Source organism: Janthinobacterium sp. PSPC1-1, from assembly GCF_049897625.1.
GTDB classification, from domain to species: Bacteria; Pseudomonadota; Gammaproteobacteria; order Burkholderiales; family Burkholderiaceae_D; genus Janthinobacterium; species Janthinobacterium tructae.
In genome coordinates, this window is record NZ_JAFCWP010000006.1 from 131,030 (window position 1) to 145,396 (window position 14,367).

At 64.9% G+C, this 14,367-nt stretch carries 10 protein-coding genes; 9 read left to right on the plus strand and 1 reads right to left on the minus strand.

The window, feature by feature from the left end; all coding sequences use genetic code 11:
• The first annotated feature begins 20 nt into the window (after positions 1-20).
• On the plus strand, positions 21-824 hold the full coding sequence (locus tag ACP7EG_RS19470; protein WP_426088936.1) for a LytR C-terminal domain-containing protein: 804 nt from the start codon (positions 21-23) through the stop codon (positions 822-824).
• Between the two features lie 50 nt (positions 825-874).
• Positions 875-3,115: an Ig-like domain-containing protein gene (locus ACP7EG_RS19475; RefSeq protein ID WP_426088937.1), complete on the plus strand. Its 2,241-nt coding sequence runs from the start codon at positions 875-877 to the stop codon at positions 3,113-3,115.
• 84 nt (positions 3,116-3,199) lie between these two features.
• On the opposite strand, the gene ACP7EG_RS19480 is transcribed toward ACP7EG_RS19475, so the two are convergent.
• Complete coding sequence (locus ACP7EG_RS19480) at positions 3,200-3,982, minus strand: inositol monophosphatase family protein (RefSeq protein WP_035826389.1); 783 nt, start codon at positions 3,980-3,982, stop codon at positions 3,200-3,202.
• 195 nt (positions 3,983-4,177) lie between these two features.
• Between ACP7EG_RS19480 and ACP7EG_RS19485 the strand changes: the two genes are divergently transcribed.
• From ACP7EG_RS19485 to ACP7EG_RS19515, 7 genes are all read left to right on the plus strand, one after another.
• Positions 4,178-4,942, plus strand: coding sequence for an RNA methyltransferase (locus ACP7EG_RS19485; RefSeq protein ID WP_426088938.1), 765 nt, complete (start codon positions 4,178-4,180; stop codon positions 4,940-4,942).
• Positions 4,939-5,841 (plus strand): LysR substrate-binding domain-containing protein, encoded by a 903-nt coding sequence (locus ACP7EG_RS19490; protein WP_426088939.1) that lies wholly within the window; start codon positions 4,939-4,941, stop codon positions 5,839-5,841. Before ACP7EG_RS19485 ends, ACP7EG_RS19490 begins: the two co-directional genes overlap by 4 nt.
• 103 nt (positions 5,842-5,944) lie before the next feature.
• Positions 5,945-7,138 (plus strand): MFS transporter, encoded by a 1,194-nt coding sequence (locus ACP7EG_RS19495; RefSeq protein WP_426088940.1) that lies wholly within the window; start codon positions 5,945-5,947, stop codon positions 7,136-7,138.
• 72 nt (positions 7,139-7,210) lie between these two features.
• A complete protein-coding gene (locus ACP7EG_RS19500; protein ID WP_071078589.1) occupies positions 7,211-7,735 on the plus strand; it encodes a hypothetical protein in 525 nt (174 codons plus the stop codon).
• A 10-nt stretch (positions 7,736-7,745) separates the two neighbouring features.
• Entirely contained in the window at positions 7,746-9,401 is a 1,656-nt protein-coding gene (locus tag ACP7EG_RS19505; protein ID WP_426088941.1) for a GMC family oxidoreductase N-terminal domain-containing protein, read from the plus strand.
• Entirely contained in the window at positions 9,398-10,357 is a 960-nt protein-coding gene (locus ACP7EG_RS19510) for an esterase/lipase family protein (protein ID WP_426088942.1), read from the plus strand. The genes ACP7EG_RS19505 and ACP7EG_RS19510 overlap by 4 nt, the downstream gene beginning before the upstream one ends.
• A gap of 300 nt (positions 10,358-10,657) precedes the next feature.
• The gene (locus tag ACP7EG_RS19515; protein ID WP_426088943.1) at positions 10,658-14,296 is read left to right on the plus strand and encodes an EAL domain-containing protein; all 3,639 of its coding nucleotides are present in this window, start codon (positions 10,658-10,660) and stop codon (positions 14,294-14,296) included.
• The last annotated feature ends 71 nt before the right edge of the window (positions 14,297-14,367 follow it).

The following is a 14,367-nucleotide window of genomic DNA, read 5'->3' on the forward strand; positions in this document are numbered from 1 at the left end:
CGCTATTGAGCAGGTTCGGGATGTCAGGCTTGTATATGCTGGCATTCCTGCTGTTGTCGGGCTGCACAGCCAGCCATGCTCCGTCGCAGTGGCAAGTCCAGGGCGTGCAGCGCATCAGTCATTCCGCCGGCCAGAATGCCGTCACGTATTTTGAACTGGGCAAGTTCTACCAGGCACGCGGCCAGCTGGTGCTTGCCGCGGAAGCCTTTGCCGCCTCGATCGCCCTTGATCCGCAGCAACTGGCGGCGCGCAATGCGCTGGCCGTGCTCGACGCGCGCCAGGGCCGGCTTGAACAGGCTGCCACGGCGCTGCTGGTGCTGGTGCGCGACTTTCCCGAGGCTGCCCAGCCCCTGAATAATCTCGGCTATGTGTATTACCTGCAAGGGGAGCTGGCGCAAGCGTCCAGCTTGCTCGAGCAGGCCATGGCGCGCGATGGCGGCACGGCACTGGCGCGCAATAACTTGCAACTGGTACAGGCGGCGCAGCTGGCGTTGGCGCCGGCCGCGCCAGCCGCGCCAGCCGTGGCCGTCGCGCCGGAGGCGCTGGCCGAGATCGAAATCATCAATGGCAATGGCATACGCGGCATGGCGGCGCAGATGCGCTTGCGCGTGCAGGCGCGGGGCATGGCGGTCAGCCGGCTGCGCAACCAGCCCGGTTTTCGCCAGGAACGCAGCCAGATCCTGTACGCCCCCGGCCACGCACGCCAGGCCGGCGCCTTGCGTCTAGCCCTGGCGCAGCGGGGGGAGGCCATGCAACTGGTGGCCGTCGCCAGCCAGGGGCGCGGCGCCGGCATCCGCCTGATTCTGGGACGCGACCAGGCTTGAACAAGATAGCAGTAACACATGATCAGCAGCAAAATAACAGGGAGAAGTACATGTCTGGATTGATGAGTAGCGGTGTGCCGGCGCGCTGGGCGCTGTGTCTGGCTGCCGGCACGGCAGTGACGTTGCTGGCCGGCTGTGGTGGGGGCGGTTCCGGCAGCAGTGATTGCAGCACCTTGGATCCGAGCCGCAATCCGAACCTGCCCGGCTGCGTGGTGCCACCCGTCACGCCGGTGGTTCCCGTGACACCCGTCGTGCCGGTACCGGCGACCTTGGCGCTGAGCCTGAAAGACGGGGCCGGCAAGGTGACCACCTCGGTCAGCCCGGGCAACAGCGCCACCGTGCAAGCCGTCGTGAAGGATGGCAAGGGTGCCGTGCTGCCGGGCGTCTTGCTGACCTTGAACAGCAGCGACAAGAGCGCCAGCTTCACCCCGGGTGCGGCCAGCGCCTTGACGGACGCGAACGGCGTGGCCAGCATCGTCATCGCAGCCGGCAGCCAGAGCGGCGCTTTTGCGCTGACGGCCAGCGCCACGGTGAACGGCAGCGTGTTGACGTCGAATATCAATTACACGGTGGTCTTCCCGACCCTGACACTGGGCGGCGTGGGCGTCGTGCCGGCGACCCTGTCGGCGGGCGGCACGGCTGGCCTGAGCGTGACGGTGATGAATGGCGCGGCCGTGTATGCGCCGGTACAGTCGGTCGTCTTCAGCTCGCCTTGCGCCGCAGCCGGCAAGGCGGCCATCAGCAGCCCCGTGAATACGGTCAATGGCGTGGCCAGCACGTCATACATCGACAAGGGCTGCGGCGCGCCCGACGTGATCACGGCCAGCACCGTCTTCAATGCCACCACCTTGAGCCAGACGGGCACCCTGACGGTGCAGACGGCCGCTGCCGGCCAGATCGGCTTTGTCTCGGCGCTGCCGCAAAACATCGCCCTGAAAGGCACGGGCGGTGCGGGCCGGCAAGAGTCATCCATCGTCACCTTCAAGGTACTCGACAGGAATGGCAATCCCGTCAGCGGCAAAGCGGTCAATTTCTCGCTCAACACCACGGCCGGCGGCCTGAGCCTCAATCCGGCGCAATCGACCAGCGGCGCCGATGGCAGCGTCAGCACCACGGTGGCTTCCGGCACGGTGAATACGCCGATCCGCGTCACGGCCACCCTGCAAGGCACCAGCCTGTCGACGGTCTCGGACCAGCTGGTGGTGTCCACCGGCGTTCCCGAGCAGGACAGCTTTACTTTGAGCACGTCCATGTTCAATACGGAAGGCCGGGATTATGCCGGCTGCACCGCGCCGACGGGTGCTACCATCACGGCGCGCCTGGGCGACCACTTCCACAATCCCGTGCCCGATGGCACGGCCGTCAGCTTCACGGCCGAAGGCGGCACCGTCGATGCATCTTGCCTGACGGGCTTGGTCAACACCACCCTGACGGACGGTACGGTGATCACGCAGAAGGGCATACCGGGTTCGTGCAGCGTGCGTTTCTGCCCCGGCAACCCCCGTCCGCTTGACGGCCGCGTGACCATCCTGGCGTACGCCTTGGGCGAGGAAAGTTTCGCTGATACGAATGGCAATAATCTGTTCGAGAATGACGAGACGTATGTCGACCTGGGCGAGCCGTTCCGCAATGACCGCGCCATTCTTGGCAGCAATGCCAATTTCAAGGATGACACTTACAGCACGGGCAATGCCGTGCGCGCCGATGGCGAACCGTATATCGACTCGAATGGCAGCGGCAGCTGGAATGCCGTGGGCGACAAGGAGTACAACGGCGTGCTGCGCGCGGCCTCCAGCGTCAACACCACGGCCGCCAACACCGTGCATATACGCCAGGCACTGGTGCAGGTGCTGTCCGGCAGCACGGCGCGTTTCACGCCGCTGGGCGCTGCCACCATTGATCTGGACAAGTGCGTCGATGGCACTGTGTTCGAGAACAAGGTTCACACCTTCCAGCTCGCCATCCGCGACGACAATGACACCGTGTTTGTGATCAATGGCAAGGATGTCACCAAGCGGGCGTTCGACTTGCCTGGCAATCCGCTGCCGGCCGGCACGACGATCAGCTTCTCGGCGAGCAATGGCAGCATCGTCAGCGGTGCCAGCTTTGTCGTGCCGAGCATGGACAGCGCCAGTTCCGCGAACTGGATCTATCCCGTGCAGATGATCAGCGACGTGACCCAGATCGGCACCGCGTGCCAGCCGAACAGCGTGCACAACGGCTTGTTGACCGTGACGGTACGCACGCCGAATGGCATCCTGACGTCGGCATCGTATGCCGTCAGCGACTGATCGCTATACCTATACCTGTAGGCAATAAAAAAGCTGCCGGAGTTTCCTCCGGCAGCTTTTTTTACATCAGTTTGGGTCTGGCAATCAGGCGAAAGGTGTCAGCAGGGTGATCATCTGGCCAAAGATCTTCGGGCTGGCGGCGATGACGTCGCCCTTGTACAGGTAGTCCGATTCGCCGGAAAATTCACCGACGATGCCGCCCGATTCCGTGATCATCAGGGCACCGGCAGCGATATCCCAGGGCTTCAAGCCTTTTTCGTAGAAGCCGTCCAGGCGGCCGCAAGCGACGTAGGCCAGGTCCAGCGCGGCCGAGCCGGCGCGACGCACGCCCTGGCTGCGTTCACCCATGATCGCGTACATCTTCAGGTATTCGTCCAGCGCGCGGGCGCTGCCGGCCACGTAGCCGGTGCCCAGCAGGGCGTTCGAAATGCGGTCCAGCTTGGTGACGCGGATGCGTTTTTCGTTCAGGTAGGCGCCGGCGCCCTTGGTGGCCGTGAACAGGTCGTTGCGTACCGGATCGTAGATGACGGCTTGCGTGACGACGCCGCGATGCGCGAGCGCGATCGAGATGCAGTACTGCGGGAAACCGTGGATAAAGTTGGTGGTGCCATCGATCGGGTCGATGATCCACTGATATTCATTCTCGTCGTGCGAGTTGGCGGAAGCTCCCGATTCCTCAGCCAGGAACGCGTGGTCCGGGTAGGCTTTGGACAGCACCTCGATGATGGCTTGTTCGGCCGCCTGGTCGACGTCGGTGACGAAATCGTTATGTTGTTTTTCCGTGACGACGACGCGGTCGAGGTCAAAAGAGGCGCGATTGATGACGGCGGCGCCGCGGCGGGCGGCTTTGATCGCCGTGTTGAGCATTGGGTGCATGTGAGCTTCCGTTAAAAGCACGCGACCGCCCATGGCCGCCTTGCGGCGCCGGTACGATAGAGTGCAAGAATGAATTAAAGAGCGGAGCGGTGCCGAAGTGGTTAAAATCCCGGCCTGGCGTCAGCGTTTTGTGACTCCGTTTCCCGAAATTTCCTGTATCGATACCGCGCAATAGCGCTATTTTAAATGAATCTGCCCGAAATCAACACGTCTCTTTTCAAACGCCTGCGATTTATTCTTGTCGAAACTAGTCGTCCTGGCAACATTGGCGGCGTCGCGCGCGCCATGAAAACGATGGGTTTTTCCGATCTGGTGCTGGTCAACCCGCGTTTCCCCGATGCCTTGACGGATGCGGAAGCGGTGGCCTTCGCCAGCGGCGCGCAAGATATTTTGTCCGGCGCGCGCATCGTCGGCTCGATTGTCGAAGCACTCGAAGGCTGCAATTACGCGGCGGCCGTGTCGGCCCGATTGCGCGAATTCTCGCCGCCCGTCACCGCCCCGCGCGCCATCGCGGCCCAGCTGGCCGCCAGCGAAGACTTGCACGCGGCCGTCATCTTCGGCAACGAGCGCTTCGGCTTGCCCAACGAGATCGTCGAGCAGTGCAATGTGCTGATCAACATTCCCGCCAATCCCGAATATTCCTCGCTGAACCTGTCGCAGGCGGCGCAGGTCGTCGCTTATGAATGCCGCGTGGCGGCCCTCGGCGATGGGCAGCTCGCCAGTCCCGTCGGTTTCCATGGCGACGCGGCCAGTCTGGCGCAGGTCGACGGCATGTATGCGCATCTTGAGCAGGCGCTGGTGGCCATCGATTTCCTCGATGCCGACAATCCGAAAAAACTGATGCCGCGTCTGAAACGCCTGTTTTCGCGCACGGGGCTGGAGACGGAAGAAGTCAACATCCTGCGCGGCATCGCGCGGCATATCCTGGCGGTAGCCAAAAAAGGCCCATGATCGAGACGCGGCTGCTGCGCCAGTTCATCGCCGTCGCCGAGGAACTGCACTTCCGGCGCGCGGCCGAACGGCTGCACATGGCGCAGCCGCCGCTGTCGCAAGCGATCCTGCGGCTGGAAGACTTGCTGGGCTACCCCGTATTCGAGCGCACGAATCGCAAGGTCAGCCTGACGCCAGCGGGCGATGCTTTCCTGGCCACGGCGCGCCAGGTGCTGGCCAGCCTGGAAGAAGGCGTTGCGTCCACGCGCCGCGTGGCGCAGGGCATCGAGGGGCACTTGCGCCTGAGTTTCATCCACATCACGCCGTATGCCCACGTATTGCATGCCTTGCGCGCTTTCCGCCTCGCCTCACCGGCCGTGCAATTCACCTTGCGCGAAGCGTCGACGCAGCAGCAGGTCGAGTGGCTGGAGCGGGGCGAGGTTGATATCGCCCTGCTGCGCGCGCCGGGGCGCAGCACGCCGGGCTTGCGCTTCGAGCGCCTGTCCGGTGAAGACATCGTCGTGGCGCTGCCATCCGATCACCGCTGCGCGGGCCAGGCGCGGGTAGATCTGGCGGAGCTGGCCGGTGACGATTTCGTCGCCTCGCCGCGCGCGCTGGGCCAGGGTTTTCATGATCAGCTGGCCAGCCTGTGCCTGCATGCGGGTTTCGTGCCGCACGTGGTGCAGCAGGCGCGCCGCTTGCAAACGGTGCTGGGACTGGTGGCGGCCGGTTTCGGCGTGGCCCTGCTGCCGGCCAGCCTGGGTGTCTGCGCGCCAGCGGGCGTGGTCATGCTGCCGCTGGCAAGCAGCGCGCCCGAGCCGCTGCGCCAGCTCGACCTGTACATGGCCTGGGACCCGCAGCGCACGTCTCCCGTGCGCGAGCGTCTGCTGGCGCAACTGCGGCTGTCCGCCACTCAATGAGACTTAAATTGAGACGTCAAGCGTCTCGTTTTAAGATAAATAAGATATTTTACAGATGATGGCCCAGGGGCCAGCATGGCGTTTTTGATTGTCGGGAATTGCCATGTCCATCGTTTCATCGCGCAGCCGTGCGCTGCCTCCCTCTATTTATTGGCTGTCGCTGTGCAGCTTTGCCTTCGGCTTGTGCGAATTCATCGCCGCCGGCTTGTTGTCGCCCATGGCGCGCGACCTGCACGCCAGCGTGGCGGCGACCGGCGGCGCCATCGCCGCGTATGCGCTGGGGGCGGCCATCGGCGCTCCCGTGCTGACGGCCATGCTGGCGCGCCGCCCCACGCGCCAGATTCTGGTGGCTACCATGCTCGTGCTGGCGGCCGGCAGCGTGGCGATGGAGGGGGCGCCGGCACTGGGCGCGCTGCTTTGTGTGCGCTTTGCCGTGGGCCTGGCGCATGGGGTGTTCATGGCCGTCGCTTCGCATGCGGCCACCAGCCTGGTCGACCCGTCCCGCGCGGGCAGGGCGCTATCCATCGTCTGGCTGGGCCTGACCCTGGCGCTGGCCGGCGGCGTGCCGCTGGGGACGTGGCTGGGTGCCGTCGCGTCGTGGCGCTGGGTATTTATGGCCATTGGCGTGCTGGCCCTGTGCGGCGGCGCCGGCTTGCGCTGCGCCATGCCGGCCGCGCGCCAGCAGCTTGCTGCCACGCCGGCCCTGGCCAGCCTGCGCGCCATCCTGCAGCCCCCCCTGCTGCTGACGGCCGGTGTGGCGGCGCTGGTCAGCGTGGCCACCTTCAGCTTTTTCACGTATATCTCGCCCTTCCTGCTGCAGTTGGGCGGACTCGATGCGGGCTGGCTGAGTGCCGCCATGCTGTGCTTTGGCGTGTGCGCCATCGGCGGCAACCTGCTGGGCGGCTGGTGCGCGGATCGCCCTTCCGCGTTGCGCGCCACCGTGCTGGCCCTGGCCGCGCTGGCGCTCAACCTGCTGGGGTTTTATGTGCTGCGCGACCAGCCACTGGCCATGCTGGCCCTGTGCGGCACTTTGGGCATGCTGTTCTTTGCCCTCGTGACCCTGTCGACCATGCGCCTCTTGCTCCTGGCACAACGGCATTGCCCGGGCAGCGACGCCGTGGCGGCGGGCCTGAATATCGCGGCCTTCAATGCGGGCACGGCCGCCGGTGGTGCGCTGGGCGCCACCTTGATCGTCGCTTTCGGCTTGCCCAGCATCGCCATCGGCGGCGCGCTGGCGGCGCTGCTGGCCATGCTGCTGCTGTGGTTCCAGTCGCGCAAACTAGACGCGCCGCTCTAGTTTTTGCGTTCAAACGCCCACTGCCTTTGGCGTACACTGGCTTGCAAAAGGCCGTACAAAACAAGGGGACACATGGGATTGCAACGCAGATCGTTTCTGAAACTGGGCGTGCTGGGCGCCTGTGCGCTGGCCGCCGGCGGCGCCGCCTACCGCGCGTTGCGGGGGCCGGCGGCGCCTGGCCGCTTCGTGCTCGATGGCGCGGCGCGCGCGGCGCTGGCGGCCATCGTGCCGGCCATGCTGGGCGAGGCCTTGCCGCACGGGGGCGATGCGCGCAGCAAGGCCCTCGACGGCGCCATCGCCGGCGTGGACACGGCCATCCATGGCTTGCCCCTGGCGGCGCAGCAGGAAGTGCAGGATTTGTTTGGCCTGCTGGCGCTGGCGCCCGCGCGGCGCTTCGTCGCCGGCGTGAAAGATGGCTGGCCCGAGGCCGACCCGGCCCAGGTGGCCGCCTTCCTGCAGTCGTGGCGTACGCACCGCCTGGCTACCCTGCAGACGGCCTACCTGGCCCTGCACGATTTGATCCTCGGCGCCTGGTACGCCGATGCCGCCCACTGGGCCACCATCGGCTATCCGGGACCGCTGCCCGAGCTGAGTTAAGAGAGCATCCATGAGTACATCCCCCATTCCCGACCCCATCGCCATCGGCGTGGCCGCCGGCTGGAACGTCACCGACGCCAGCACCCTCCGCACCGACCGCACGCTGGAGGCGGATGTCGTCGTCATCGGCAGCGGCGCCGGTGGCGGTGTGACGGCGGAAATCCTCGCGCTGGCCGGCCTGAAAGTGCTGATCGTCGAGGAGGGCGGCTTGAAGTCCTCGAAAGACTTCAAGATGCGCGAAGCGCAGGCCTATCCCACGCTGTACCAGGAATCGGCCGCGCGCAAGACGCGCGACAAGGCGATCAATATTTTGCAGGGCCGTACCGTCGGCGGTTCGACCACCGTCAACTGGACCTCGAGCTTTCGCACGCCGCCCGGCACCCTGGAGTACTGGCGCAAGCATTTTGGTTTGTCCGGCTATTCGGTGGACGCCATGGCGCCGTGGTTCGCCATGATGGAAAAGCGCCTGCACGTGAGCGACTGGGCCGCGCCGCCCAACGAAAACAACGATTTACTGCGCCGCGGCGCCACGGCGCTGGGCATCCCCACCGCCGCCATTCGGCGCAATGTGAACGGCTGCTGGAACCTCGGCTACTGCGGCATGGGCTGTCCGACGAACGCCAAGCAGTCGATGCTGGTGACGACGATCCCCTCGGCGCTGGCGCTGGGCGCGGGTCTGCTCGTGCATGCGCGCGCGGAGCGTTTCACCTTCAAGGGCGAGCGCATCGACAGCCTGCAAGTCACCGCGCTGGACGCCGCCGGGCAAGTGCCGACGGGCGTGCGTCTCACGCTGAAGGCGAAGCATTTTGTGCTGGCCGGCGGCGCCATCAACTCACCGGCGCTGCTGCTGCGCTCGCAGGCGCCCGACCCGCATGGCTTGCTGGGCCAGCGCACCTTTTTGCATCCGACGCTGATCTCGGCCGGCCTGTTCCCCCAGCGCGTTGATGCCTATGCGGGCGCGCCGCAGACGATTTATTCCGACCATTTCCTGCACACAGCGCCCATCGACGGCCCCATCGGCTACAAGCTCGAAGCGCCGCCTTTGCACCCGCTGCTGATGGCCACCACCATGGGCGGTTTCGGCGATGAACATGCGCGCACCATGCGCGAATTCCCCCATGCGCACGGTTTGCTGGCGCTGCTGCGCGACGGCTTTCACCACGACTCGGCGGGCGGCAGCGTGTCCATCGACAGCTTCGGCGCGCCCGTGCTCGACTATCCATTGACGCCTTTTATTTGGGATGGCGCGCGGCGCGCGTTGCTGTCGATGGCGGAAATCCAGTTCGCCGCCGGCGCGAAAAGTGTCTATCCCGTACACGAGCTGGCCCGCCACTACACCAGCTGGGCGCAGGCGAAGCAGGCCATCGGCGCTTTGCCGATGAAGGCGCTGTTGACCAGGGTGGTGTCGGCCCACGTGATGGGCGGCTGCGCCATGTCGGACGATGTGCGTCTGGGCGTGACGGGGTCCGACGGGCGCTACCACGGCGTGCGCAATCTGTCCGTGCACGACGGTTCGCTGTTGCCCACCTCGATCGGCGCCAATCCGCAACTGACGCTGTATGCACTGGCGGCGCGCCTGGCCAGCGGCCTGGCGCTGCAGTTGACGGGCAAGCCGGCCCCGGCGCCCATGCCTATCGCCGCCCCAGCTGCCGCAGCTGCCGCATGATCGCGCGCATCCTCAAGTGGCTGATGCTGCTGCAAGTGCTGGCCGTGCTGGGCGTGGCGTACCTGGCGATGCAGGCGTGGGATGTCGCCTCGCCGGCCATGGCCGTGCTGCTGGCGCTGGCCATGCTGCTGGCCGTGCGCGCGCTGATCGTGGCGCGCAACTTCTGGGAAAGCCGGCGCCTGGGCAGCCCCGTGCCGGCGCCATACCAGCTGGGTGCCCTGGGCGCCGCGCGGCTGTTTTTCGGCGAGCTGCGCGCCACCCTGTGGACCTCATCATGGGGCATGCTGCGTCCGCGCCTGCACGCGGCCGACTGCGTCACGCCTGGCCAGGGTTTGCCGGTGCTGCTGGTGCACGGCTATGTGTGCAACCGCGGCTACTGGACGCAGCTGAGCCGCCAGATGGCGCAGGCGGGCATCGTGCACAAGGCGGTCGACCTGGAGCCGATCGATGCAGACATCGAGGCGTTCGTGCCGCAGGTCGAGCAAGCCATCACCGAGCTGTGTACTCGCACGGGCAGCGACCGCGTGATTCTCGTCGCCCACAGCATGGGCGGCCTGGTGGCGCGCGCCTGGCTGCGCCATTACGGCGCGGCCCGCGTGGCGCGCATCATCACCATCGGCACGCCGCACCACGGCACGGCGCTGGCCAACCTGGCGGCGGGGACGAATGCGCGCCAGATGAGCCGTATCGATGGCGCGCCCAGCGGCTGGCTGGCGCAGCTGGCCGCCAGCGAGACGCCGGAAACGCGCGCACTGATCACGTCGATGTACTCGCATCACGATAATATTGTCGCGCCGCAAACTTCCGCGCACTTGCCCGGCGCGCGCAATCTGGCCTTCGGGGGCATCGGCCATGTGGCGCTGGCCAGCGATGCGCGCATACTGCGCCAGCTGTTAGCGGAAATCACTATCAAGGTCGAAGTCGCCCAGCCCCCTTCTTGCCCCCATTTTTCCTGAATCCTGTTGTGTTTTATCAGCATGGCAAGACTGTCTCTTTTGACTCTGCTATTGCCCAGGTTTAACAGGTGCAGGCCCAGAAAATGCTGTTTTCCTGTGGCGTCCTGTATTAAGCTAGCATCACGAAGGTGACGGTCAGCAATGATTGACGAGACCGTATGCGCCGAGCCATGCGCATCCGCATGCGAGATAGTTGCAGGGATGCATGGCAGGATGTTGTAGTATTGGCATGTTGCTGCGCAAGCGGAAAGATGAGTGCAGGCAAAAAATGAGACTATGCATTTTCATGGGAGGTGCTAATTGTCCGCACGTATCCTGATTATCGAAGATAACGCCACCAATATGGAATTGATGGTGTACCTGTTACGTGCCTTCGGGTACACGCCGCTGGCCGCCTATGACGGCGAAGAGGGCGTGCGCATGGCGCGCAGCGAATTGCCGGACTTGATCATTTGCGACGTGCATTTGCCCAAGCTCGATGGCTATGGCGTGGTGGCCGAGCTGAAGAAAGACCCGCTGCTGCGCAAGATCCCGGCCCTGGCCGTGACGGCGCTGGCCATGGTGGGTGACCGCGAACGCCTGCTCGAAGCGGGTTTCAATGGCTATATCGGCAAGCCGATCGAGCCGGACCTGTTCGTGGCGGAGCTGGAATCTTTTTTACCCGGGGCGCCGTCGACGCCAGTTAAAAACGACATAGCTACCATCTTGATCGTCGACGATCATGTGCTGAACCGCGAATTCCTGACCGCACTGCTGGGCTACGGCGGCCACCGCCTGCTGGAGGCGGCGAATGGCGTCGACGCGCTGGAAGTGCTGCGCACCGAGCGGCCGGACCTGATCATCTCCGACATCCTCATGCCGAACATGGACGGTTACGAATTCGTCACGCGCGTGCATGCCGATCCCGCGCTGGCCGACGTCCCCATCATTTTTTATACGGCCACTTACCGCGAACAGGAAGCGATCTTGCTGGCGCAAGCATGCGGCGTGCGCTGGGTGCTGCCCAAGCCGTCCGACCCTGAAGTCATCGTGCGCACGGTCAACGAGGCGCTGGGACTGATACCGGCGGCCTCCCAGGTGCCCGCCGTGCCGGGCGCGGGGGGGGCTGCTATCCCTCCCGCCACTGGCAAGCTGGCCGGCATCGAGCACCAGGTCAGCGGCTACCTTGACGAAGTCGAGTCCAGCAGCCAGCAAATTTCGCAGCTGGCCGGCCAGCGCGATGGCCATGCCGCCATGCCCGAAGACCTGGGCATCATGACGGAGCGCTTGTCGCGCTCTCTGTCGAGCCTGCAAGCGGTGAGCCTGCGCCTGACGGCCTTGATCGAGCTGGGCATCGAGCTGGGCGCAGAACGTGATCCGCGCGCCTTGATCGAGACGGGCTGCAAGGTGGCGCAGAATATCTGCGTCTCCAGGTACGCCTGCATCGGCGTGCTGGAAGAGGGCGCCGAAAAGCTCAGTTATTTTTCCTCCTGCGGCGCCGAGAAAAACCTCGAACACATCGCCAGCGCGCCGCGCACAGGCATCCTGAACCGTTTGCTGGAACAGCGCCAGCCCTACCGTGTCAATGGCTTGAAGGGCGACCCCGGCGCACTGGGCCTGCCCGACACGCACCCGCCCGTGCACTCCTTCCTGGGCGTCGCCATCGCTTCGCGCGAGCGTAGCCACGGCTGGCTCTACCTGGTGGATAAACTGGGGGCGAACGAGTTTTCCGAAGTCGACGAGCGGGTGGCCGCCACGGTGGCGGCGCAGATCGCCGTTGCCTACGACAACCTGCTGCTGTACGACGAGATCAAGCGCCACCACGAGCAGCTGACCCTGGACATGGCGGCGCGTATCCGCCTCGATGAAGACTTGCGCCGCTTTCGTCTGGCGATGGATGCCACGGCCGACGCGATTTTTCTCGTCGACCGCGCCGGCATGTGCTTCGTCGACGTCAACCAGACTGCCTGCCGCATGCTGGGCTTTGAACGCGAGGATTTTCTGCGCGTGGGGCCGGGGCGCGCGAACGAGGGCGAGATCCAGCTGGAAGAGCTGTACAACAAGCTGCTGGCGGGCGATCAGGGCGGCCCGATGACGGAATTGCAGCTGCAGCGCAAGGATGGCTCGCCGCTGTCGGTGGAAGTGCAGCGGCGTACCCTGCGCTCGGGGCAGAGCTGGATTCTGGTGGCCGTGGCGCGCGACATCACCGAGCGCAAGGATGCCGAGCAGCGCCTGATGAAGCTGGCCCATTTCGATACCCTGACGGGCTTGCCGAACCGCAGCCAGTTTTACGCCTCGCTGACCCATTCGCTGTCCCAGGCGGCCGAACACCAGTGGGCCGTGGCCGTGCTGTTCATGGACATCGACCGCTTCAAGAATATCAACGACACCCTGGGCCACACCATCGGCGACGACCTGCTGCGCCAGTTTTCCAGCCGCCTGGTCGATTGCCTGCGGGTGCGCGATACCATCGGCCGCTTTGGCGGCGATGAATTTGCCACCATCCTGGTGCTGCCAGAAGGCATCCAGCATACCGTGGGCGTGGTCGAGAAGATCCGCGACGCGATGCGCAAGCCCTTCGACTTGCAGGGCCACGAGGTGACGGTGACGGTCAGCATCGGCATTTCCGTGTTCCCCGAAGACGGCGTCGATGCGGACACCCTGATTCAGTATGCCGACACGGCCATGTACCGTGCCAAGGAGGCCGGGCGCGATGCCTTCCGCTTCTTCACGGCGGAAATGAACGCGCAATCGATGGCGCGGCTGGACCTGGAAAATGCCCTGCGGCGTGCCATCGACAACGAGGAATTCGTGCTGTTCTTCCAGCCCAAGGTGAATATCATCTCGGGACGCATCAGCGGCGCCGAGGCGCTGATACGCTGGCGCCGCCCCGGTCACGGCATGGTTTCGCCGGCCCTGTTCATCCCCTTGCTGGAAGAAACGGGGCTGATTGTGCGCGTCGGTAACTGGGTACTGGACGAAGCCTGCAAGAAGATCAGCGAATGGGGCGCCAGCAGCATCGGCCCCGTGCACCTGTCGGTGAATGTGTCGGGCATCCAGTTTTTCGTCGGCGGCCTGGAAGAAGAGGTGCTCAAGGCGATCAGCAAGCACGATATCGCACCCGACCTGCTGGAGCTGGAGCTGACGGAAAGCTCGCTGATGTCGAATGCGGAGGAAACCATCGCCGTGCTGCGCAACCTGAAGGCGCTGGGTATCCAGATTTCCATCGACGATTTCGGCACCGGCTATTCCAGCCTGGCCTACCTGAAGCGCTTCCCCATCGACAAGCTGAAGATCGACATCGCCTTCGTGCGCGAAGTGACCAGCAATCCGGACGACGCGGCCATCGTGCTGGCCATCATCAGCATGGCGCACAGCATGAAGCTGGAAGTGATCGCCGAAGGCGTGGAAAGCGATGCGCAGCTGGCCTATTTGCGGCGCCACGGCTGCGACGAGATGCAGGGCTATTATTTCAGCCGCCCCGTGCCACAGGAAGAATTCGAGCAGATGCTGATGGCGGGCAAGCTGCTGCAGGCGCCGCAGGATGCGGGCAGCGAAGAGCAGCAAACCTTGCTGATCGTCGACGACGATGTCTTCATGCTCGACGTGCTCAGCGACTTCCTGGCGCAGGACGGCTACCGCATCCTGACGGCGCAGACCGCCGCCGAGGGCTTCGACATCCTGGCGCGCCACAAGGTGCAGGTGATCCTGTGCGACCAGTGCATGCCGCTCATGAGCGGCACCGAATTCATGGAGCGGGTCAAGCACCTGTGCCCCGATACTTTCCGCATCATGCTGTCGGCTTTTGCCGACCTGACGCCCATCATGGCGGCCATCAACCGTGGCGCCGTCGACCGCTTCTATACCAAGCCGTGGAAAGGCGCCGTGCTGCGCGAGAACATCCGCGAAGGCTTCCGCCTGCACAAGCTGCTGCATGGCCCGGTGAAAGCGGCCGCCTAGACGCTTGCCACTGCGTGTGCTGGCGCACGTTGAGAAGCAGCTTTGTATCGAATTAGACTCCCGTCTCTAGT